Annotated in this window: 16 protein-coding genes; 6 read left to right on the plus strand and 10 right to left on the minus strand. The window is 70.8% G+C overall.

The features are described from left to right. Positions 1 to 299 precede the first annotated feature (299 nt). Positions 300 to 653: a hypothetical protein gene (locus AMIS_RS35115; RefSeq protein ID WP_041830261.1), complete on the plus strand. Its 354-nt coding sequence runs from the start codon at positions 300 to 302 to the stop codon at positions 651 to 653. On the opposite strand, the gene serA is transcribed toward AMIS_RS35115, so the two are convergent. The 5 genes from serA to AMIS_RS35140 form a co-directional block, all read right to left on the minus strand. Further along, complete coding sequence (gene serA, locus AMIS_RS35120) at positions 622 to 2,199, minus strand: phosphoglycerate dehydrogenase (RefSeq protein WP_014447224.1); 1,578 nt, start codon at positions 2,197 to 2,199, stop codon at positions 622 to 624. The two genes, AMIS_RS35115 and serA, sit on opposite strands and share 32 nt — an antisense overlap. A 688-nt stretch (positions 2,200 to 2,887) precedes the next feature. Next, the gene (gene ilvC / locus AMIS_RS35125) at positions 2,888 to 3,901 is read right to left on the minus strand and encodes a ketol-acid reductoisomerase (protein ID WP_014447225.1); all 1,014 of its coding nucleotides are present in this window, start codon (positions 3,899 to 3,901) and stop codon (positions 2,888 to 2,890) included. Positions 3,902 to 3,928: 27 nt separating this feature from the next. Then, positions 3,929 to 4,447 (minus strand): acetolactate synthase small subunit, encoded by a 519-nt coding sequence (ilvN, locus tag AMIS_RS35130; RefSeq protein WP_014447226.1) that lies wholly within the window; start codon positions 4,445 to 4,447, stop codon positions 3,929 to 3,931. Beyond that, complete coding sequence (locus tag AMIS_RS35135; protein WP_014447227.1) at positions 4,447 to 6,276, minus strand: acetolactate synthase large subunit; 1,830 nt, start codon at positions 6,274 to 6,276, stop codon at positions 4,447 to 4,449. The genes ilvN and AMIS_RS35135 overlap by 1 nt, the downstream gene beginning before the upstream one ends. Before the next feature lie 141 nt (positions 6,277 to 6,417). Continuing rightward, positions 6,418 to 8,823 (minus strand): putative bifunctional diguanylate cyclase/phosphodiesterase, encoded by a 2,406-nt coding sequence (locus AMIS_RS35140; protein ID WP_331428993.1) that lies wholly within the window; start codon positions 8,821 to 8,823, stop codon positions 6,418 to 6,420. A gap of 101 nt (positions 8,824 to 8,924) precedes the next feature. Between AMIS_RS35140 and ilvD the strand changes: the two genes are divergently transcribed. After that, on the plus strand, positions 8,925 to 10,772 hold the full coding sequence (gene ilvD / locus AMIS_RS35145) for a dihydroxy-acid dehydratase (RefSeq protein ID WP_014447229.1): 1,848 nt from the start codon (positions 8,925 to 8,927) through the stop codon (positions 10,770 to 10,772). A 48-nt stretch (positions 10,773 to 10,820) separates the two neighbouring features. Here ilvD and AMIS_RS35150 read toward each other — a convergent pair whose 3' ends face one another. The 4 genes from AMIS_RS35150 to AMIS_RS35165 form a co-directional block, all read right to left on the minus strand. Next, positions 10,821 to 11,291 carry an NUDIX hydrolase gene (locus AMIS_RS35150; protein WP_014447230.1) on the minus strand — a complete coding sequence of 157 codons (471 nt, stop codon included), beginning with the start codon at positions 11,289 to 11,291 and terminating at the stop codon, positions 10,821 to 10,823. 22 nt (positions 11,292 to 11,313) lie between these two features. Further along, positions 11,314 to 12,165, minus strand: coding sequence for a carbohydrate ABC transporter permease (locus tag AMIS_RS35155; RefSeq protein ID WP_014447231.1), 852 nt, complete (start codon positions 12,163 to 12,165; stop codon positions 11,314 to 11,316). Continuing rightward, complete coding sequence (locus tag AMIS_RS35160) at positions 12,162 to 13,142, minus strand: carbohydrate ABC transporter permease (RefSeq protein WP_014447232.1); 981 nt, start codon at positions 13,140 to 13,142, stop codon at positions 12,162 to 12,164. Before AMIS_RS35160 ends, AMIS_RS35155 begins: the two co-directional genes overlap by 4 nt. Before the next feature lie 73 nt (positions 13,143 to 13,215). Beyond that, positions 13,216 to 14,493, minus strand: coding sequence for an ABC transporter substrate-binding protein (locus tag AMIS_RS35165; RefSeq protein WP_041830264.1), 1,278 nt, complete (start codon positions 14,491 to 14,493; stop codon positions 13,216 to 13,218). Between the two features lie 272 nt (positions 14,494 to 14,765). Here AMIS_RS35165 and AMIS_RS35170 point away from each other — a divergent pair, with 272 nt between their 5' ends. Further along, positions 14,766 to 15,779: a LacI family DNA-binding transcriptional regulator gene (locus AMIS_RS35170; protein ID WP_014447234.1), complete on the plus strand. Its 1,014-nt coding sequence runs from the start codon at positions 14,766 to 14,768 to the stop codon at positions 15,777 to 15,779. Positions 15,780 to 15,796: 17 nt separating this feature from the next. Here the strand turns inward: AMIS_RS35170 and AMIS_RS35175 are convergent, their stop codons facing one another. Further along, positions 15,797 to 18,406 carry a putative bifunctional diguanylate cyclase/phosphodiesterase gene (locus AMIS_RS35175; RefSeq protein ID WP_157435180.1) on the minus strand — a complete coding sequence of 870 codons (2,610 nt, stop codon included), beginning with the start codon at positions 18,404 to 18,406 and terminating at the stop codon, positions 15,797 to 15,799. Positions 18,407 to 18,606: 200 nt separating this feature from the next. On the opposite strand from AMIS_RS35175, the gene AMIS_RS35180 reads away from it, so the two are divergent. From AMIS_RS35180 to AMIS_RS35190, 3 genes are all read left to right on the plus strand, one after another. After that, the gene (locus AMIS_RS35180) at positions 18,607 to 18,993 is read left to right on the plus strand and encodes a PH domain-containing protein (RefSeq protein WP_014447236.1); all 387 of its coding nucleotides are present in this window, start codon (positions 18,607 to 18,609) and stop codon (positions 18,991 to 18,993) included. Positions 18,994 to 19,058: 65 nt separating this feature from the next. Continuing rightward, the gene (locus tag AMIS_RS35185) at positions 19,059 to 20,216 is read left to right on the plus strand and encodes a PQQ-dependent sugar dehydrogenase (RefSeq protein ID WP_041830265.1); all 1,158 of its coding nucleotides are present in this window, start codon (positions 19,059 to 19,061) and stop codon (positions 20,214 to 20,216) included. A 114-nt stretch (positions 20,217 to 20,330) separates the two neighbouring features. Continuing rightward, complete coding sequence (locus AMIS_RS35190) at positions 20,331 to 21,935, plus strand: metallophosphoesterase family protein (RefSeq protein ID WP_014447238.1); 1,605 nt, start codon at positions 20,331 to 20,333, stop codon at positions 21,933 to 21,935. Positions 21,936 to 21,962 lie beyond the last annotated feature (27 nt).

Raw genomic sequence — 21,962 nt, forward strand, 5'->3', positions numbered from 1 at the left:
CGAGAGTCCCATTAAATGAAATGACACCGGAACGGGAACAGCCCCCGGGCCGCGGCAAACGGCTCGGGGGCTGTTGCGACGATGACACGTGGTTCGGTCCCGCCGGGAACACACACGGCCCTGCGACAGACGGCGTCACCCGAAGACGGGTCCACCCGGGTCGTGCGGCAGGGACAACGCTAGCGATGCGGACTAAAGACGCGCAAGACGCGCCCCCGCGTGTCGGCCCACGGTTTCGGTACGCTGGGCCTCGGTGGTGGCACCATGCGCCGGTGAGTTTCGACCTAGTGGTGTGGGCCATGGCCCCGTCGGCGGCGCCGGACGCCGTCCGCGACGCGAACGCGCGATGCGCCCGCGGCGAGCACCCGCAGCGGCCCGCCGACCCTCGCGTCGTCGCGTTCTACGACGCGCTGACCAGCACGTACCCGGATCGCGGCCCGCGTGCGGCAGCCCCCGGTTCGCCCTGGGCCAGCGCGCCGCTGCACGCCGCCGCCGACCACGTGCAGATGCGGCTCGACGAGCGCTGCCCGGATGTGGTCCTGGAGACGATCGAGAGGCTGGCCGGCGAGCTCAACCTCGACCTGCTGGACCTCCAGGACGGCACGGTGTACCCGCCGCCCGTCAGGACAGGTCAGCCACTGCTGCCCGGGTAGAGCCGATCTCCGCCGCCACCTCGGCCAGCAGCTCCGGCGCCACGGGCGAGTCCACGGTGAGGGCCATCAGCGCCTCGCCGCCGGCCGCCCGCCGCGACACCTGCATCGCCGCGATGTTCACCCCGGCCCGGCCCAGCGTGGTGCCGATCGTCCCGACCACGCCCGGCCGGTCCCGGTAGCGGAAGAAGAGCAGCACGCCCTCCGGCGCCAGGTCCAGCTCGAAGCCGTCCACCTCGACCAGCCGGGACTCGCTGGCGAAGGCGCCCGCCACCGCGAGCGTGCCGCCGTCCGGCATCGCGCCGCACACGGTGATCAGGGTGGCCGGGCCGGCCGCGCCGTCCGCGGTCGCCAGCTCCACCTCGACGCCGCGGTCAGCGGCCATGTGCGGCGCGTTCACATAGGTGACCGCCTCCGCGGCGATCGGCGCGAACAGCCCCTTCATCGCGGCCAGTTCCAGCACCGAGACGTCGTGCGCGACCACCGCGCCGTGCACCTCGACGGTCATCCGGGCGGCCACCCCGCCGGCCACCGCCGTGAAGATCCGGCCGAGGCGTTCGGCGAGCGGCAACAGCGGGCGTACGTCCTCGTCCACCGCCCCGCCGGCCCGGATGTTCACCGCGTCCGGCACGAACTCGCCGCGCAGCGCCAGCCGCACGCTCTCCGCCACGGCCAGCCCGGCCTTGTCCTGCGCCTCCACGGTGGACGCGCCGAGATGCGGGGTGACCACCACGTTCTCGAAGGCGAACAGCGGCGACGAGGTGAGCGGCTCGGTCTCGAAGACGTCCAGGCCGGCGCCGGCCACCCGTCCGTCGGCGAGCGCCTCGGCCAGGGCCCGCTCGTCCACCAGGCCGCCGCGGGCCGCGTTCACGATCCGCACGCCGGGCTTCACCTCGGCGAGCTCCTTCTCCCCGATCAGGCCGAGCGTCTCGGGAGTACGCGGCAGGTGCACCGAGATGAAATCACTCTCCCGGAGTAGTTCGTCGAGGCTCACCAGGCGGACGCCGAGCTGCGCCGCGCGGGCCGGTTGCACGTACGGGTCGTACGCGATGAGCCGCACCCCGAAAGCGGCCATCCGCTGCGCGAAGAGCACGCCGATCCGCCCCAGCCCGACCACGCCCACGGTCTTGCCGTGCACCTCGACGCCGGTGAACGCGGACCGCCGCCAGGATCCGGCCCGCAGCGCCGCGCTCGCCGCGGCGGTGTGCCGGGCCACCGCGAGGGTCAGCGCGACCGCCTGCTCGGCGGCCGAGACGATGTTGCTGGTCGGGGCGTTCACCACGAGCACGCCGCGGGCGGTGGCGGCCGGGACGTCGACGTTGTCCAGGCCCACCCCGGCCCGGGCAACGACACGCAGCCGACCGGCTGCGGCGAGCGCCTCGGCGTCGATGCGGGTGACGCTGCGGACGATCACCGCGTCCGCGCCGGCCAGCGCGGCCAGCAGGGCGGGGCGATCGGCGCCGTCGACCTTCCGGACCTCGAAGTCGGCGGTCAGCATGCCGATCGCGGGCGCCGCCAGTTCCTCGGTCACCAGGACTACGTCAGTCATGGTCCTCCATCCGATCCGCGCCCCCATCGGCGCTCGCCTCATCGACGATGCCGAATGGTACGGAGGGATGTCATCCCGAAGTTCAGTTCACTCACGGCGTGAAGCGCTTGACGCTCCTGACGAATCTCACTCGTCCGGGTGCGTGGGGTGTCCCCCGGTCGTGTGCGTCGGCGGACGGACGGGGTCCCGCGGTGCGGCGATCCCATCCGTGGAGTGATCCGGGCTATCGGACTGATCAGAAGCAGTGCGGGGCGTGCTGCTTCTCCCGCCTGGGCGAAGCGCCTGGATGAGGCCACACACAACGCTTGCGTGGCGATTCATCAACGCCAGGGCAGGGATGACGGCACACGAACCGTTTCCGTGCGACCTCATCGCGGCCTGCGCAAACGTCGGTGCGCCGCCGCCCCGCCCCGCGACAGAGCCGCATCGTGAGCCGCCACCCACGCACGGGCCGGCGGGCTACACGAGCGGGCGGGCGCGCGGGGCGCGAGCGGGTGGGGCGCGAGCGGGCGGGGCGCGAGCGGGCAGGGCGCGAGCGGGCAGGGCGCGAGCGGGCAGGGCGCGAGCGGGCAGGGCGCGAGCGGGCAGGGCGCGAGCGGGCAGGCCGCGAGCGGGCACCCGCCCGCCCCCGGACAGCGAAATGCCCGGCCGGGGGGAGCCGGCCGGGCATTTCATGACATGCGGAGAATCAGGCGGTCTCGGTGATCGGCCGGTCCACCCAGCTCATCATCCCGCGCAGCTTCGCGCCGGTGATCTCGATCGGGTGCTGGGCGCCCTGCTCCCGGTACTTCTTCAGCTCCGGGCCACCGGCCTCGTCGTCGGCGATCAGGTGACGGGTGAACTCGCCGGACTGGATGTCCGCGAGGATCTTCTTCATCTCCTGCTTGGTGTCCGCATTGATCACCCGCGGGCCGGAGACGTAGTCACCGAACTCGGCGGTGTCCGAGACGCTGTAGCGCATCCGGGAGATGCCGCCCTCGTACATCAGGTCGACGATCAGCTTGAGCTCGTGCAGGCACTCGAAGTACGCGATCTCCGGGGCGTAACCGGCCTCGGTGAGCACCTCGAAACCGGTCTGCACCAGCGCCGCCGTACCGCCACAGAGGACGGCCTGCTCGCCGAAGAGGTCGGTCTCGGTCTCCTCCTTGAAGGTGGTCTTGATGACGCCGGCGCGGGTTCCGCCGATCGCCTTCGCGTAGGAGAGGGCGAGGGCCAGGCCGTCGCCGGCCGGGTCCTGCTCGACCGCGACCAGGGCCGGAACGCCCTTGCCGTCCACGTACTGGCGGCGGACCAGGTGGCCCGGGCCCTTCGGCGCGACCATCGCCACGGTGACGTCCGCCGGCGGCTTGATCAGCTCGAAGCGGATGTTGAGGCCGTGGCCGAAGAAGAGCGCCTTGCCCGCGGACAGGTTCGGGGCGATCGACTCGGAGTAGATCTTGCGCTGCGCGGTGTCCGGCGCGAGCACCATGATCACGTCGGCCCAGGCGGAGGCCTCGGCCGGAGTCTTCACCGTCAGGCCCTGCTCCTCGGCCTTGGAGCGGCTCTTCGAGCCCTCCTGCAGACCGACCACCACGTCGACGCCCGAGTCACGCAGCGACAGCGAGTGCGCGTGGCCCTGGCTGCCGTAGCCGATCACGGCGACCTTCTTGCCCTGGATGATCGACAGGTCGGCGTCGTCGTCGTAGAACACTTCGGCGGTCATGAACTTCCTTCTTCTCTCTGGGGAAAACTATGCGGCGCGCAGAGCGGGCCCGGTGGTGATGGAACGAGAGCCGCGCCCGATGGCAACGAGTCCCGACTGCACCATCTCCTTGATGCCGTACGGCTCGAGGTCGCGCAGTAACGCATCCAGTTTGTCTGGATTACCGGTGGCCTCAATCGTCAGGGTGTCCGGAGCGACGTCGATCACTCGCGCCCGGAACAGCTCGACGGTCTCGAGCACCTGGCTGCGCTGCGCCCGATCGGCACGCACCTTCACCAGGAGGAGCTCACGCTGGACCGACTGAGAGGGGTCCAGCTCCACGATCTTCAGGACGTTCACCAGCTTGTTGAGCTGCTTGGTGACCTGTTCCAACGGGGACGAGTCCGCGTTGACCACGATCGTGATGCGGGAGACGTCCGGGTTCTCCGTCTCGCCCACCGCAAGGGAGTCGATGTTGAAGCTCCGGCGGGAGAACAGGCCACTGACGCGCGCGAGCACACCGGGCTTGTTCTCGACCAGCACGGACAGCGTGTGCTTGTTGGTCATCAGAGGTCGTCCTCTTCGAACGTCGGGCGCACGTCCCGGGCGAACATGATCTCGTCGTTGCTGGTGCCGGCCGCGACCATCGGCCAGACCATCGCGTCCTTGCCGACGGTGAAGTCGATGACCACCGGGGCGTCGTTGATCTCCATGGCCTGCTTGATGACCTTGTCGACGTCGTCCTTCGACTCGCACCGCAGGCCGATGCATCCGAGCGCCTCGGCCAGCTTCACGAAGTCCGGGATCCGGTGCTTGTGGGTGCCCAGCTCGGTGTTCGAGTAGCGGCCGTCGTAGAACAGGGTCTGCCACTGCCGGACCATGCCGAGGTTGCCGTTGTTGATCACGGCGACCTTGATCGGGATGCCCTCCAGGGCGCAGGTGGCCAGCTCCTGGTTGGTCATCTGGAAGCAGCCGTCGCCGTCGATCGCCCAGACCTGGGTGTCCGGCTTGGCGACCTTCGCGCCCATCGCGGCCGGGACCGCGTAGCCCATCGTGCCGGCGCCGCCCGAGTTGAGCCAGGTGCCCGGCTTCTCGTACTTGATGAACTGGGACGCCCACATCTGGTGCTGGCCGACGCCCGCGCAGTAGACCGCGTCCGGACCGACCAGCCGGCCGATCCGCTCGATCACGTACTGCGGGGAGAGGCTGCCGTCGGTCGGCTCCTCGTAGCCCAGCGGGTACCGCTCGCGGATGTCGTTGAGCGTGCGCCACCAGGCTTCGTACTGCTCGGTGCCGCCGGCACCGGCCGAGACCGCCGCGATCAGCTCGTCGATCACGTGCCGGGCGTCGCCGACGATCGGGACGTCCGCGTGCCGGTTCTTGCCGATCTCCGCCGGGTCGATGTCGGCGTGGACCACCTTGGCGTCCGGAGCGAACGAGTCGAGGTTGCCGGTGACCCGGTCGTCGAAGCGGGCGCCGAGGGTGACCAGCAGGTCGGCCTTCTGCAGCGCGTAGACCGCCGGGACCGTGCCGTGCATGCCGGGCATGCCCAGGTGCTGCGGGTGCGAGTCGGGGAACGCGCCGATGCCCATCAGCGTGGTGACCACCGGGATGCCGGTGAGCTCGGCCAGCTTGCGCAGCCCGTCGGTGGCACCGGCCTTGTGGACGCCGCCGCCCACGTACAGCACCGGGCGCTTGGCCGCGGCGATCAGCCGGGCCGCCTCGCGGATCTGCTTGCCGTGCGGGTGCAGGGTCGGCCGGTAGCCGGGCAGGTCCAGCGTCGGCGGCCACTGGAACGTGGTCTGCGCCTGCAGCACGTCCTTCGGGATGTCGACGAGAACCGGGCCGGGGCGGCCGGTGGCCGCCAGGTGGAACGCCTCGGCCAGGATCCGGGGCAGCTCCTCCGGGGTCTGCACCAGGAAGTTGTGCTTGGTGATCGGCAGCGTGATGCCCTGGATGTCGGCCTCCTGGAAGGCGTCCGTGCCGATGTACGGCCGGCCCACCTGCCCGGTGATCGCGACGATCGGGACCGAGTCCATGTACGCGTCGGCGATCGGCGTGACCAGGTTCGTGGCGCCCGGCCCGCTCGTCGCGATGCAGACGCCGACCTTGCCGGTGGCCTGCGCGTACCCGGTCGCGGCGTGGCCCGCGCCCTGCTCGTGGCGGACCAGGATGTGGCGGACCTTGGAGTCGAACAGCGGGTCGTAGGCCGGGAGGATCGCCCCGCCCGGAATGCCGAACGCGACCTCTACCCCGAGCGCCTCGAGCGACCGGACGAGCGCGCCGGCGCCGGTGGTGGCTACCGGGGAGACGGCGGCCGGAGCGGTGTTCGCGGCCGCGGCCACGGTGGCCGGGTTGACTCGATGGGCGAGCGTTTCAGGAGTGGGTCTCGTCATGGCTGTTCAGACCTTCTCGGGATGGGCGTCCGGAAACTTGAGCAACAAAAAAGGCCCACGTGCAATGCACGGGACCTAGCGCACTCTCCTGTCGGTGGAGAGCGCGCTCAAATAAGTACTCGGGACGCGAAGCACATGCGGCTAACCTTGCCCCATCTCACGCCCTGAGTCAACTGATCCCACATTTTGATCACGGCGGGTTCCCTTGAAATCCGGATCGCTCGGCAGCAACGCTCTGACCTGCCGCATTCCGGGTCCGAGGCGGACGACCTGACTCCGCGCCGGCGCGTCACTGCGCGGAATGGACCGGGGCGCCGGCAGCGGCCGCGGACCCACCGGCTGAAGTGTCCGGAGCCGGGTCTCGAAGTGCTCGGCCGGCACTCCCCAGCCGAAGAGCGAGCCCTGCCCGAGCCGGCAGCCGGCCTCCTCGACCACCTCGCGCTGCGCCGTGGTGCCGATCCCCTCGGCCAGCACCTCCAGGCCCAGCCGGTGCCCGAGCCGGACCACCACGTCGACCAGCGGGGCGGCCGTGCCGGTCCGCGACTCCGGCTCCGCCACCAGAGCGTGGTCGATCTTCAGGATGTCCACCGGAAGAGTGCGCAGCTGGGTCAGCGACGAGTACCCGGCGCCGAAGTCGTCGAGCGCGATCCGCACGCCGGTCTCCCGCACCTCGGCGAGCCGTCGGACGAGCTCGTCCATGTCGGTGGCGACCGCGTGCTCGGTCACCTCCAGGACCAGCCGCTGCGGCGGCACGTTGTGCTCGGCCAGCACGTCGGCGACCTGGGCCGCGTAGTCGGCGTTGTGCAGCTCCTTGGGCGACAGGTTCACCGAGACCCAGACGTCGTGCCCGGCCGCCCGCCACGCGGCCAGCTGCACGACGGCCTGCTCCAGCACCCAGGCGCCGATCCGGTTGATCAGGCCGGACTCCTCGGCGACCGGGATGAACTCGTCCGGGCGGACCGGGCCGAGGTCCGGGTGGGTCCAGCGGAGCAGCGCCTCGGCGCCGACCGGCCTCATCGACGGCAGGGCCACCACCGGCTGGAAGACCAGGCGCAGCTGCTCACGGTCGATCGCGTGCCGCAGCTCGCCCTGGAGCGTGCCGCGCCGGCGGAGCAGCTCGTCGTACCCGGCCTGATAGCGCTCGACCCGGTTCTTGCCGCGCTGTTTCGCGTAGCGCAGCGCCAGGTCGGCGTCGTGCAGCAGCTCACCGGTGTCGGCCACGCCGAGGCTGGCGGAGAGGAAGATGGAGCCGCCGTCGACCTCGTACGGCTCACCGAGCACCGCGAGCAGCCGGTGCGCCGCGAGCATCGCCTCGTCGGCGTCCCCGTGCATGAGCACCGCGAACTCGTCCCCGCCGAGCCGGGCCGCCACGTCGCCGTCGAGCAGGTTGCGCCGCAGCCGGGCGGCCACCTCGGCGAGCACGCTGTCGCCGATGTCGTGCCCGCGCATGTCGTTGACGGTCTTGAAGCCGTCCAGGTCGATGCCGATCAGTACAGCTCTTCGGTGGTCCTCCCCCGCCGGACGGCCCGGCACGGCGTCGTCGCGCTCCTGGGCGAGCAGGGCCCGCTGCAGCCCGCGGCGGTTCGCCAGGCCGGTCAGCGGGTCGGTGTGCGCCAGCTCGCGGAAGTGCGCCTCGCGCTGGCGCAGCCGCACCGTGTAGCGCCGCACGTCGTCGAGAGCGAGGTACTGCCGGGCGACCAGGGCCAGCCCCACCACGCTGGCGCCGAAGTAGCCGAGCGCGTCGAGCGTCCCGCCCCGGGTCAGGTGATAGCCGAGGGCGCCGATCACGGCGAGCATCGGCACCACCGCGTACGCCCCGCCGCGCTCCAGCACGTCGCCGGTGACCTCGACCGGACGGTCCGCGGCCTTCACCGCGAGGGCCACCGTGATCAGCCCGGCGGCGAGCAGCAGCACACCGGCCAGGGCCAGCGCGTCACGCTGCCGGCAGATCGCCGTGGAGACCGCGGTCGCCGCCACCGCGACGACGCTCACCCCGGCCGCGATCCGGATGCTGTTGCGCCGGGGCCGGTGCGCGTGCAGCGCCATCACCGCGGTCAGGCCGAGCGCGAGGGCCGCCAGCACCGCGGGCAGCAGGACCGCGGGGCAGGGGTACGGCGTGAGGTCGCCCAGGATCCGGGTCGGCCGGGAGATCAGCACCCAGCCGACGAACCAGATCGCGGCCGCGATGACCAGCCCGTCCAGCACATGACGCAGCGCGGCGGCCGGGCCGCGGGTGGCGCCGGGCAGCGCCACCGCGCCGGCCAGCAGGGTCAGCGTGCCGATGCCCATCGCGATCGCGACCATGGTCGCCAGCGACCGGGCGTGCGCCGCGTCGTGGTGATGGTGACCGCCGCCGGTGATCAGCGCGCTGGCCAGCCCGGCCAGGGCCCCGGCGGCGGAGAGCGCGCCCCCGGCGGCGAGCAGCAGGTGCGCACGCCGGGCCGCGCCGGTGTGCCGGCGTCCGGACTGACCGAGATAGGCGACCGCGGGCACCGCGGCGAGCAGGCCCGCGAGACCCGCCAGCTCCATACCGGACGGTGAGTGCACGGACACACTCTGCCCGATCATCGTCGATTCGAACAGTCCCGGCGTCCCGCGCTGTGGACGTCCTTGGCATTTCGCCAGGGGGCCGGTGGCACTATGGGGGGATGCCTGAGCTGCGCTCCCGGACCTCGACCCATGGTCGCACCATGGCCGGCGCGCGCGCCCTGTGGCGCGCCACCGGCATGACCGACGACGATTTCGGCAAGCCGATCGTCGCGATCGCCAACAGTTACACCCAGTTCGTACCCGGGCATGTGCACCTCAAGGATCTCGGCGGCCTCGTCGCCGATTCGATCGCCGAGGCCGGCGGCGTCGGTCGCGAGTTCAACACGATCGCCGTCGACGACGGCATCGCGATGGGCCACGGCGGCATGCTCTACTCACTGCCCAGCCGCGAGCTGATCGCCGACGCCGTGGAGTACATGGTGAACGCGCACTGCGCCGACGCCCTGGTCTGCATCTCGAACTGCGACAAGATCACGCCCGGCATGCTGATCGCCGCGCTGCGGCTCAACATCCCGACGGTCTTCGTCTCCGGCGGCCCGATGGAGGCCGGCAAGACGGTCGCCATCGAGGGCATCGTGCACGAGAAACTCGACCTGGTCGACGCGATGAGCGCCGCCGCCAACGACAACGTCACCGACGCCCAGCTGGACACCATCGAGCGCTCGGCCTGCCCGACGTGCGGTTCCTGCTCCGGCATGTTCACGGCGAACTCGATGAACTGCCTGACCGAGGCAATCGGCCTGTCGCTGCCCGGCAACGGCTCGACGCTGGCGACGCACGCGTCCCGCAAGGCGCTCTTCACCGAGGCCGGCCGGCTGATCGTGGAGATCGCCAAGGACTACTACGAGAAGAACGACGAGTCGGTGCTGCCCCGCTCGATCGCCAACCGGGACGCCTTCGAGAACGCGGTGGCGCTCGACGTGGCGATGGGCGGCTCCACGAACACGGTGCTGCACCTGCTCGCCGCAGCCCGGGAGGCGGGTCTGGACTTCTCCGTCTCGGACATCGACGCGATCTCGCGCCGGGTGCCGTGCCTCGCCAAGGTCGCGCCGAACAGCCCGAAGTACCACATGGAGGACGTGCACCGCGCCGGCGGCATCCCCGCCCTGCTCGGTGAGCTGCACCGCGGTGGCGCCCTGAAGACGGAGGTCCGCTCGGTGCACGCGCCGTCGCTGACCGCCTGGCTCGACAAGTGGGACATCCGAGGCGAATCGCCGTCGGCGGAGGCGCTGGAGCTCTTCCACGCCGCTCCCGGTGGCGTCCGCACCACCCAGGCGTTCAGCACCACCAACCGCTGGGCGAAACTGGACACCGACGCCGAGGGCGGCTGCATCCGCTCGGTCGAGCACGCCTACACGGTCGACGGCGGCCTGGCGATCCTCTTCGGCAACCTCGCCCCGGACGGCTGCGTCGTGAAGACCGCCGGCGTCGACGAGTCGATCTGGAAATTCACCGGCCCGGCCCGGGTCTACGAGTCCCAGGACGACGCGGTCACCGGCATCCTCGGCAAGGAGGTCGTCGAGGGCGACGTCGTGATCATCCGATACGAGGGCCCGAAGGGCGGCCCCGGCATGCAGGAGATGCTCTACCCGACGAGCTTCCTGAAAGGCCGTGGCCTCGGCAAGGCGTGCGCGCTGATCACCGACGGGCGCTTCTCCGGCGGCACGTCCGGCCTGTCGATCGGCCACGTCTCCCCCGAGGCGGCCGGCGGCGGCCTGATCGCCCTGGTCGAGACCGGCGACGAGATCACCATCGACATCCCCGGCCGCAGCATCACGCTGAACGTCCACGACGACGTCCTCGCCCAGCGCCGGCACGAGCAGGAGCGGCGCCCGAAGCCGTACACGCCTGTCGACCGCGAGCGCCCGGTGTCGGCGGCTCTGCGCGCGTACGCCTCGATGGCGACCAGCGCGTCGGACGGCGCTTACCGCAAGGTCCCGGAATAAGCCCGCAAGTCCCGGATCAAGCCCGCAAGCTCCCGGAACAGGAAGTCCTCAGCTGAGGAAGGACGTGGCGGCGGACGCGTCACCTGCCTGTCGCAGGTAACGCGTCTGCCGCTCGTTCAGTTGCGGCAGCGCGTCCGGTTCGAACCACCGCACGTCCAGCGACTCGTCGTCGTTGACCCGGGCTTCGCCGCCCACCGCCCGGCAGGCCAGCACGGTCTCGAACCAGTGGACCTGGTCACCGTTCTGCAGCGTCCGCAGCTCCAGCGCCTCCACCGCGACGACCCGCTCGCACACGATGTCGACCGCGGTCTCCTCCCACACCTCCCGGATCGCACCGGCGGCCGGCTGCTCGCCGGGTTCGAGCACACCGGCGAGCAGCGACCAGCGCCGATCGTCGCTCCGCTGGTTCAGGAGCACCCGCCCTCGCTCGTCGAAGACGACCGCCGTGACGCTGGGGAGGAACAGCGGAGCGTGCCCGATGGACTTGCGCAGTTCCAGGATGAATTCAGGGGTAGCCACAAACCCACCCTAAACGGCGCAATCACTTCAGGGCGCCCTCCATGATGCCGCGGACGATCTGGCGGCCGCCGATCAGCAGCAGGATCACCAGGGGGACCGTGGCGGCGAAGGCGCCGGCCAGGACCCGCCGGTAGATCACGTAGTTGCCGCTTGCCAGGTCGGACAGCGCGACCATGGACGTCGGGAAATCGGTGCCGCCCAGGGTGATGAGCGGCCACTGGAAGTCGTTCCAGGTCGCCACGAACGTGAGCAGGCCGAGCACGGCCAGAGCCGGGCGGATGGCCGGGAGCACCACGGTCCAGTAGATCCGCAGCGTGAGCGCACCGTCGATGCGGGCCGCCTCGATCAGCTCGTCCGGGATGGCGTGCGAGATGAACTGCCGCATGTAGAAGACACCGAACGCGGTGACCAGACCGGGCGCGATGACCGCCAGCAGGGTGCCGTTCCAGTCCAGCCGGGCCATCAGGATGTAGAGCGCGACGACGCCGAGCTGGTTGGGCACGGTCAGGGTCAGGATGACCACGAACATCAGCGCGTTGCGATACCGGAAGCGGAGTTTCGCGAACGCGAATCCGGCGAGCGAGCAGAAGAACAGTGTGGTCGCGGTGACCACGCCGGCGACGATCACACTGTTGATCAGGGACGCCGTGAAGTAGACGTTCTGCATGCCGAAGACCTCGCCGAGGTTCACCAGCAGCTGGTCGCCCGGGATCACGGTGGGCGGGAAGCCCATCACCTTCTCGTCGGTGCTCGTCGCGATGACGAACATCCAGTACACCGGGAAGGCCGAGATCACCATGAAGGCGGCGAGGGCGGCGTACGTCTTCCAGTTGCCCCGTGTCTCCTGCGGCGCCCGATTCACCAGGGTGGTCACTTGTCACCGCCGAGGCGTCGGGTGGCGAGCGCGTTCACACCGGCCACGATGAGGATGATCAGGAAAAGGGCCCAGGACATCGCTGCCGCGTACCCGAGGTTGAGGTCCTTCCAGCCGACCTTGTAGATCAGCTGGGCGATGGTCTGGAACTGCCCGTCGGAGCCGCCGCTGGCCGAGGCCGGGTTCTCGTCGAAGAGCATCGGCTCGTTGAAGAGCTGGAGCCCGCCGATCGTGGAGAGCACGACGGTGAAGAGGATGACCGGCTGGATCATCGGGACGGTGATCCGCCACAGCTGCGTCCACGGCCCGGCGCCGTCGACGGCGGCCGCCTCGTAGACGTCCTTCGGGATGGACTGCATCGCGGAGAGGTAGAGCAGCGCGTTGTAGCCGATCCACTTCCAGTTGACCATCGTGGCGATGGCGATCCAGCTGCTCCACTTCGCGGCACGCCAGTCGATCGGATCCTCCTCGCCGAAGCCGACGAGGGAGAGGAACCAGTTCGCCAGGCCGTAGTCGCGGGCGAAGAACATCGCGAAGACGAGCGTCGACGCGGCGACCGGTGTGACGTACGGAAGAAGAATGCCCACCCGCCACCACGTGGTGGCCCGCAGCTTGCGATTGAGCAGGTTCGCGACGATCAGCGCGATGAGCAGCTGCGGGATCGTGGAGAGCACGAAGATCCCGAAGGTGTTGCCGAGCGCGTTCCAGAAGTCGTCGTCGGTCAGCAGGCGGGAGAAGTTCTCCCCGCCGGCCCAGCCGCGGTTGTCCGGCTCGTCGATCCGCCAGTTCCGCAGTGACACCACCGCGTTGAAGATGATCGGAAAGAGCCCGAAGACCGCGAAGAGCAGGAAGAACGGCGCGATCAGCAGGTACGGGACGGTTTTGGTGTCGAAGCGGTACCACCAGTACCGCGAACGCGGCGGCGGTGCGTGTTTCGGCTCGCCCGGCGGGGCGGGACGGGTCTGGGTGAGCGACACGGGAACTCCTGTCGAAAGGCCGGGAGGCGGGGCTCCTCACCGGGTAGGAGGAGCCCCGCCGGTCAGCGACGGGTCAGGCCTTGGAGGCCTTGTCGGCTTCCTTGACGGCTTCCGCCCAGGCGGCTGCCGGCGCCAGGCCACCCTGCTGCACCCGGGTGATCACGTTCTCCACGGCGACCCGGGTCGGGCCGTTCTTCTTGCCCAGGTACTGCGGCTTCAGGTTCTCCGCGGTCGCCGCGAAGATCTGGCCGGTCGGGGCGTCGGTGAAGAACTCCTTCTTGTAGTCGAGGACGGCCGGGTCCTTGTAGAGCGCCGGCTGCGACGGCAGGTTGCCGACCGTCTTGAAGACCTCGATCTGCTGCTCCGGCTGGATCAGCCACTCGACGAACTTGTACGCCTCGTCGACGTTCTTGCCCTGCTTCGGGATGGTCCACCAGGAGCCGCCCCAGTTGCCGCCGCCGCCGGGGATGTTGGCGATGTCCCACTTGCCCTTCTGGTCGGGCGCGGTGTCCTGGATGTGGCCGAGCATCCACGCCGGGCAGGCCAGTGCCGCGAACTGGTCCTTCTTGAAGCCCTGGTCCCAGTTCGGCTGGAAGCTGGCGAGGTTCGCCGAGATGCCGGCCTCGATCGCCTTCATGCTGACGTCGAACGCGACCTTGGGGCCGCCCTCCATCTGCAGCGCCTCCTGCGGGTCGTAGAAGCCGACCGGCTGCTGGGCGAGGACCGGGTTGAACAGGTTGGTGCCGGAGTCGACGAACTTCTTGCCGGTCGCCTTGGTGTACTTCTTGCCGGTCTCGATGAACGCGTCCCAGGTCGGCCAGAGCTTGGAGACCGACTCACGGTCGGTGGGCAGGCCGGCCGCCTTGAACAGGTCGGTGCGGTAGCACATGGCGAGACCGCCGACGTCGGTGCCGAGGCCGATCTGCTTGCCGTCGGCGGACTGCGAGGCCTGCCATTTCCAGCCCAGGTACTTCGACTCGTAGCTGCTCGCGCCCTTGTCCAGCAGGTTCACGAACTGGTCGGCCTGGCTGCGGAACTGGACGATGAAGCCCTCGTCGACCGCCGAGATGTCCGGCGCGCCGGAGCCGGCGACCAGCTTCTTCTGCAGGTCCTCGTGCTGGGCGTTGTACTCGCCCGAGTTCAGCACGATCTTGACGTTGGTGTGCTCGGCCTCGTACTTGGCCTTCAGCTTGTCGAGGCCCATGTCGCCCCAGAAGTTGATCTTCAGGGAGACCTGGCCGTCGCCGCTCGCGTCGTCGCCGCCGTTCTCCAGGCTCTGCCCGCTACAGCCGGCGAGGGCCAGTGCGGCCACCAGGCCGACGGCCGCCACTCGGCGCGCTGAACGTCCCATAACTACCTCCATCAAGGAGAGCTGCATCACTGAACCGGGTAAGTTCGCAGAACGGTAGGCGTCGATTCGAGGCGTGTCAATAGCGTGTTACAGCCGTGATCACGTCCCGTGCCAAGCTGGATTAAACGGACGTATTGGCGATCACCGGTTTACATTGCTCGACAGGTGCCGTAACACTGAACCGATCAAGCTTCCGATCCGGGTCGAGGGAGTTCGTTGAATGCTGTTCAGCTCCAGATAAGCTCGGCAGCAGTGGGGACAGAGGAGATCGAGTGAAGCGGCCCACGATCGCCGACATCGCGCGGCGGGCGGGCGTGTCCAAAGGCGCTGTGTCGTACGCGCTGAACGGCCAGCCCGGCGTCTCCGAGGCGACCCGGAAACGGATCATCGCGATCGCCCAGGAGATCGGTTTCAACGCGAACAGCGCCGCCCGCGCGCTCTCCGGCGCTCGCGCCCGCGCCGTCGGCCTGACCCTGTGCCGCCCCGCCCGGATCCTCGGCATCGAGCCCTGGTTCATGGGGCTGATCAGCGGTTTCGAGGCCGAGCTCGGCGCCCAGTCGTACGCTCTGACCCTCCAGGTGGTGGCCACCCCCGAGCAGGAGGTCGAGGTCTACCGCCGCTGGTGGGGCGAGCGCCGCATCGACGGGGTGATCGTCACCGACATCCGGCAGGACGACGTCCGCATCCCGGTGCTGCAGGAGCTCCAGCTGCCCGCCGTGGTGATCGGCGGTCCCGGCGACACCGGCAGCATCGCGCAGATCTGGTCCGACGACGCCGGCGCGATCACCGAGGCGGTCCGCTACCTGGTCGCCCTCGGCCACCACCGGATCGCCCGGGTCAGCGGCGTCCCCGGTCTGCTGCACACGCAGGTCCGCACGAAGGCGTTCGACGAGATCTGCGCGTCCCTCGGCCTGGAGAACACGATCACCGTGCCGGCTGACTACACCGGCGAGGAGGGCAGCCGGGCGACCCGGCGACTGCTGATCGGCGGGGACCGGCCGAGCGCGATCATCTACGACAACGACGTGATGGCGGTGGCCGGGCTGGCCGTGGCGCAGGAGATGGGCCTGTCCGTTCCCGGCGACCTGTCGATCGTGGCCTGGGACGACTCGCCGCTCTGCAGCCTGGTCCACCCACCGCTCACGGCGCTGAGCCGGGACATCTCGGCCTACGGCGCGCAGGCCGCCCGTGAGCTGCTCAACGCCATCGACGGCAAGCGGGTCGGCAACGTCGAGGCCGGCCGCGTCCACCTGACCCCCCGGGGAAGCACCGCCCCGCCCCGCTAGCCGGCGGCAATCGCGGGTCAGCTGGTCCGGTGGGTCTCCAGGTATGCCTCGATGCGCTCTGCCGGGGCCGGGTGGGCCAGGGCGAAACCCTGGCCGTACCGGCAACCCGCCGCCGCGGCGCGCTCGATGCCCTCCGCCGATTCCAGTCCCTTGGCGACGATCTCCAGGCCCAGCCGGCGACCGAGACTGACCACCACGTCGAGCACCGAGTCGGGGCCTCCGGCGACGAGGGACTGACTGAGTTTGAGCATGTCCACGGGAAGCCGCCGAAGGTGGGACAGGGAGGTCTGGCCGGAGCCGAAGTCGTCGAGCGCCGCCCGTACCCCCAATTTTCGCAGGCCCGTCAGGGCCGCGACGATGGCCGGGACGTCCTCGGCGATCCACGTCTCCGCGACCTCGACGACCAGGCGTTCCGGGGTGAGGCCGTAGCGTTTCAGGGTGCCGGCCACCCGGTCCGGGAAACGCGCGGTGAGCAGCTCGCGCGGCCCCACGTTGACCGAGAGCCAGAAGTCGGTGTCACCGCCGTCCCACGCGGTCAGGCTGCGGCAGGCCTCGTCGAGCACCCATTCGTCCAGCTCCGCGGTGATGCCGAGCGCGGACGCGATCGGCAGGATCTCCTCCGGGAGGATCGTGCCGAGCTCCGGGTGGCGCCAGCGCAGCAGCGCCTCGACGCCGACCGGGCGGCCGTCGCGCAGACCCGTCACCGGCTGGAAGACCAGGTCCAGCTCACCCCGGCCGGCCGCGCCGAGCAACTGTTTCTCCAGCTCCATCCGGCGGTGCAGCTGGATCTCCACGTCCGTGTCGTACCACTCGACGCGGCCCAGGCCGAGCTGACGGGCGCGCTGCCGGGCCAGGTCGGCGTGGCGCAGCACCTCGTCCGAGTCGGCGCCGCCGGCCAGTTCCGCCAGGCCGACGCTGCACTGCAGCTCGACCGGCCCGCCGGGCAGCTGGTACGGCTCGCCGAGGACCGTCACGATGCGGGTGGCCAGCGCGTACGCCGCGACGGCCGACTCCGTGGTGAGCACCGCGAACTCGTCACCGGCCAGCCGGGCCGGCACGTCCTGCTCACCGATCAGCGACTTGATCCGGCGGCTCACCTCGATCAGCACCGCGTCACCGACCTCCCGGCTCCGGGCGTTGTTGATCTCGGCGAGGCCGTGCAGGTCGATCACGATGACGTTGCCCCGGCGGCCCGGGCGGCGGCGGTACGCCAGCAGGTCCCGCATCAGCGCCCGGCGGTTCGCCAGGCCGGTCAGCTGGTCCAGGTAGGAGAGCCGGTGCAGGGTGCGTTCCAGGTGCACCCGCTCGCCGACGTCCCGCACGTGCACGACCAGAGCGGCCACCTCGGGCACGCCGCGCTGGTCGGAGATGGTGGACTCGGTGTCACGCCAGAGCCGGGCGCCGTCCCGCATCCGGGCGCTGACCAGCACCGGTGGCCCGCCCTCGTGCTCGCCGGCCAGCACCGACCCGATCACCGCCTGGGCGTCCGCCACGTCCTCGGGGTGGATCAGCTCCCGGAACTCGCGGCCGATCACCTCGTCGTCGCGCAGGCCGAAGAGCCGGGCCGCGGCCGGCGACTGCCAGCGGACCGTGAGCTGCTCGTCGAGGACCAGGGTCAGGTCGGTCGCGCCGGCGACGAGCGAGCGGAAGTGCGCCTCGGCGACCCGGAGCCGGCCGGCGTAGCGGCGGATGTCGCGCACCACGAGCAGTTCCCGGACCACCAGCACACTGACCATCACGAGACCGAAAATGATCGCCTTGTTGTCGAAGCTGCGCACGGTCGCGAGATGCCAGACGGCGGCCAGCACACCGACCGCGGCCGGCACCGCGAGAAGCGGGTAGCTCGCCAGGTACTGATCCGGGTTGCGGGGCTCCAGCACCGGCGGCGGCAGATCCCGGCGGGAGCCGCCGACCGCCGCGGCGGTCATCCCGGCGACGATCGGCACACCGGTGAGCGCGAGCAGCCAGTCGTCCGCACCGGCGTCGATCAGAGCGGTCAGGACGCCGAGCGAGAGCAGGATCAGCACCGAGCCGGCGGCGCACCAGATCGCCGGGCGCGGGCGGGGCCGGGCGCGCAGCACGATCACCGTGACGATCGAGACGCCGCCGGTCGCGATGAGCATCGCCGGCACCGCGGCCGGCCGGGTGGACACGCCGGGCACCAGGTACGCCGCGAAGCCGAGGCTCACGCCGAGCCCGGCGCCGTCGAACGCCCGCCGCAACCGGACCGGCCAGCTCCGCGCGGCGCCCGGCAGCAGCGAGATGCCCGCCACGTAGCAGCCGGCGGCGACGGTCAGGCCGGCGGTGAGCCAGCCGGTCACGTCCGGCGGGTTCCACCACGGGACCGCTGCGGTGGCGGCCGCGACCACCGTGCCGACGCCGACGATGCCCGCGCCACGACAGGATACGAACGCCCGCTCGGCACGGTGCAGGTCGATGGCCGTACCGAAGAGGAAGGCGGAGGCGCACACACCGGCGCAACCCACCGCACAGGCCAGCGCGAGCGCGGCCGGCAGCAGGCCGGCGACGCCGGCCGCGAGCAGCACGGCAGCGACGCTCGGCACAGCGACCAGGACCGCCCGGCCAGGAACTCGGGGCGGGGCCGGCGCGGGGTGCGACACAGCCACGGCGTGTCCTCTGCGGTGTTCCCCTGCGGGATCCGGGGAGGGTGGGAGAGGCGGATTACGTGAGGAGGGACTGGCACCCGGTCAACGAGCGTCTCCGGAGCGGGTAACGCCTTGAACGAAATCGTCAGTCATGCAACGACGGTGGTCAAATCGAGCGGTGCTGCGGGTCCCGGTCCGGGCGGTGGTGGGAGGATGGGCACGTGCGCAGTCGTCCCGCCCTTCGTGTCCGCAAATCCGGCGCCCTGCTCGTCGCGGCCCTGATCGCCCTGGTCGGCGCGTTCCCGCTGGCCGGGTCGTCGTGGGCACTCGCCCCGATTCTGCTGATCCCGCTCGCTGTGCTGATCTGGACCTATCGGGCCGGCACCGACGTCTACCCCGACGAGCTGCGGGTGCGGGCGCTGTTCGGCGGCACCCGGGTGCCGTGGAGCCGGATCGCCGAGCTCGCGCCGGACGCCCGGGGCCGGGTCTCCGCGCTTCTCGACAACGGCAACGTGATCCGCCTGACCGGTGTCACCAGCGACAACCTGCCGGCGGTGCTGGCCGCCGGCGGCCAGGCGGTGGACGCCACCCCCGCGACGGATCAGTGATCGCCGGGATCTCTCAGCGCGCACGGCTACCCTGGTCGGCAGGAATCTTAGGGGGTGGTCTGGTCGTGCGTTCCCGCCGGGGCCGTGCCGCGGTCGCGACGGTCGGTGCCGTTCTGGTGCTGACCACCGGATGCAGCTTCGGACCGCCCGGCCCGGACCAGGCCGGCTCACCGCCCAACCTGCCCCGCCCCTCGGCGGCGCCCACCTCCAGCCAGGGCGGCGAGGACCGGGAGGCCGCGATCACCGTCCTCGCCAAGAACCTCGAGGTGCCGTGGGGCGTCGCGTTCCTGCCCGACGGATCCGCCGTGGTCACTGAGCGCGACACCGCCCGGATCCTCAAGGTCGGGCCCGAGTCCGACGCCGAGGGTCTCAAGGTCACCGAGATGGACCGGCTCGCCGAGGTGCGCCCGTCCGGCAGCGGTGGCCTGCTCGGCATCGCCGCGTCGCCCGCATTCAAGACCGACAAGACGTTGTACGTCTACTACTCCACCGAGCGTGACAACCGCGTCGGCAGCCTCGTGGACGGCAAGCTTCAGCCGATCCTCACCGGCATCCCGCGGTCCGCCCAGCAGAACGGCGGCGCGCTCGCCTTCGGCCCGGACGGCATGCTCTACGTCGGGACCGGCGACGGCACGCCCACCGGCGCCCTCGCGCCCGACCCGAAAAGCCTCGGCGGCAAGATCCTGCGGATCACCACGGCCGGCAAGCCGGCGAGCGGCAACCCGGTGAAGAACTCCGCGGTCTGGTCCTCCGGCCACCGCGACGTCCAGGGTCTCGCCTGGGACTCGACGGGCAAGATGTACGCGACGGACAGCACCCAGCCGAAGACCAGCGAGCTGAACGTGATCCGCAAGGGCGGCAACTACGGCTGGCCGAAAGCCGACGGCGACAGCACCGACGCGAAACTCGCGAACCCGATGGTCTCCTGGCCGGCCACCGAGTCGTCGTGCGGCGGGGTGGCCGCGGTGGAGAGCCTGGTCGCCACGTCGTGCCTGCTCGGCGAGAAGCTCTACGTCCTCTCCGTCACCGGCAACGGGACCGTGCTCGGCGAGCCGCAGGAGCTGCTCACCGAGGAGTTCGGGCGGCTGCGCGCGCTGGTCGCCGCGCCGGACGGGTCGCTCTGGGTCAGCACGTCGAATCAGGAGGACGGCGGTGAGCCCGGTCCGGAGGACGATCGCCTGATCCGTCTGGTGTTCTCCGACGGCGGCGCCGGCCGGAGCTGATGGCTGCTTCACGGGTGCTGACGGCCGTGTCACCGCGTCCCGCGGTGCCGGCAGCCGGTCCCGTGGCGCTGACGGTTGTTTCGCGTGGCGCGAATTCGGGCAGGTGAGCGCTCGATGACTCCGGACACCGCAGCGACACCGCCCGCGTGGCGCCGCCGCTTGAGCTCCACCGCCCGGCTGACCGGCCGGGTCCTGCGCAGCAGGTGGACCCGGCGAATCCGGACCGCCCTCGCGGTCGGGCTGGTCAGCCTGGTCGGCGCGGTGATCGGCGTGATGCTCTTCGCGCACGCGAGCATCAACGTCGGTCCGTTCAGCGCGGAGATGTCGGTGGCGCCCTCGGTCCACGGCGGCACCGAGGTGGACATCCCGCCGCTCGGCTCACTGCACCTGGACAGCCACCGCGGGCCGCTGCACCTCAAGGTCGCCCTCGGCTCCCTGGACCAGAGCCGTACCGAAGCGCTGCTCGACAACCCGGCCGGGATCACCTCGGCCGGTGACCGCGCGGTCGACGAGGTTGTGGACGGGGTGTCCCGGCTCGGGTTGCGGACGCTCGGGCTGGCCGTCCTCAGCGCGCTCATCCTCGCCGCGCTGGTCTTCCGCGACGTCCGGCGCACCGCGGCGGCCGGCGTCACCGCCCTGGTGGTCACGGCGGGCAGCTTCGGCGTCGCGGCCGGCACGCTGCGGCCCGACGCGATCAGCGAGCCACGGTACGAAGGGCTGCTCATCAACGCGCCCGCCGTCGTCGGTGACGCCCGCCGGATCGCCGACAACTACGGCCGGTACGCGGAACAGCTCCAGACGATCGTGAGCAATGTGAGCCGGGTCTACTCGACGATCTCGGCGCTGCCCGTCTACGAGCCGGCCGGGAACACCACCCGCCTGCTGCACGTCTCCGACCTGCACCTGAACCCGTCGTCGTGGGGCCTGATCCGGACCGTCGTGGAGACCTTCGAGATCGACGCCGTGATCGACACCGGGGACATCGTCGACTGGGGCAGCGGGGCCGAGACGTCGTACGTCTCCTCGATCCCGTCGATCCAGGTGCCGTACATCTACGTCCGGGGCAACCACGACTCGACAGCCATCCAGGCCGCCGTGGCCCGCCAGCGCAACGCGGTCGTCCTCGACAACGCGATCACAGAAGTCGACGGGCTGACCATCGCCGGCATCGGCGACCCGCAGTTCACCCCGGACAAGAGCGAGTCCAACGAGGCGACCGGCGACAACGCCGGCCCGGAGTTGCTCACCGCCTCCGGCGAAACGCTCGCCGCCACGGTCCGCGGCTCGGCGGACAAGGTCGACATCGCGCTCGTCCACGACCCGGCCATGGCCCAGCCGCTCTCCGGCCTGGTGCCCCTCGTCCTGGCCGGCCACCGGCACCAGCGCTCGGTCTCGATCCTGCCGGCGCCGGCCGCTCCCGCTCCGGACCCGTCGGCGTCCGCCTCGCCGGCTCCGGCGGCCTCCGCTCCGGCCGAGCCGCTGATGACCACGCGTCTCATGGTGGAGGGTTCGACGGGCGGCGCGGGGCTGCGCGGCCTGGAGAACGACGAGCCGACTCCGCTGGCGTTGTCGGTGCTCTATTTCGACGAGAACAACGAGCTCAAGGCGTACGACGACATCCAGCTCGGCGGCACGGGCGAGTCGAACGTGGAGATGCAGCGCAACGTCGTGGGGCTCGCGCCGGAGGAGTCACCCTCGCCCACCCCCTCCACCAGCTGACCGACCGGGGATGGGCGCTGGGGGGTG

This window comes from Actinoplanes missouriensis 431 (assembly GCF_000284295.1).
In the GTDB taxonomy this organism is placed as follows: Bacteria; Actinomycetota; Actinomycetes; order Mycobacteriales; family Micromonosporaceae; genus Actinoplanes; species Actinoplanes missouriensis.

Excerpts from the sequence above, each read along its gene's own strand:
- AMIS_RS35115 (WP_041830261.1), top strand. The coding sequence starts at position 300 with ATGGCCCCGTCGGCGGCGCCGGACGCCGTCCGCGACGCGAACGCGCGA.
- serA (WP_014447224.1), bottom strand. The coding sequence starts at position 2,199 with ATGACTGACGTAGTCCTGGTGACCGAGGAACTGGCGGCGCCCGCGATC.
- ilvC (WP_014447225.1), bottom strand. The coding sequence starts at position 3,901 with ATGACCGCCGAAGTGTTCTACGACGACGACGCCGACCTGTCGATCATC.
- ilvN (WP_014447226.1), bottom strand. The coding sequence starts at position 4,447 with ATGACCAACAAGCACACGCTGTCCGTGCTGGTCGAGAACAAGCCCGGT.
- AMIS_RS35135 (WP_014447227.1), bottom strand. The coding sequence starts at position 6,276 with ATGACGAGACCCACTCCTGAAACGCTCGCCCATCGAGTCAACCCGGCC.
- ilvD (WP_014447229.1), top strand. The coding sequence starts at position 8,925 with ATGCCTGAGCTGCGCTCCCGGACCTCGACCCATGGTCGCACCATGGCC.
- AMIS_RS35165 (WP_041830264.1), bottom strand. The coding sequence starts at position 14,493 with ATGGGACGTTCAGCGCGCCGAGTGGCGGCCGTCGGCCTGGTGGCCGCA.
- AMIS_RS35190 (WP_014447238.1), top strand. The coding sequence starts at position 20,331 with ATGACTCCGGACACCGCAGCGACACCGCCCGCGTGGCGCCGCCGCTTG.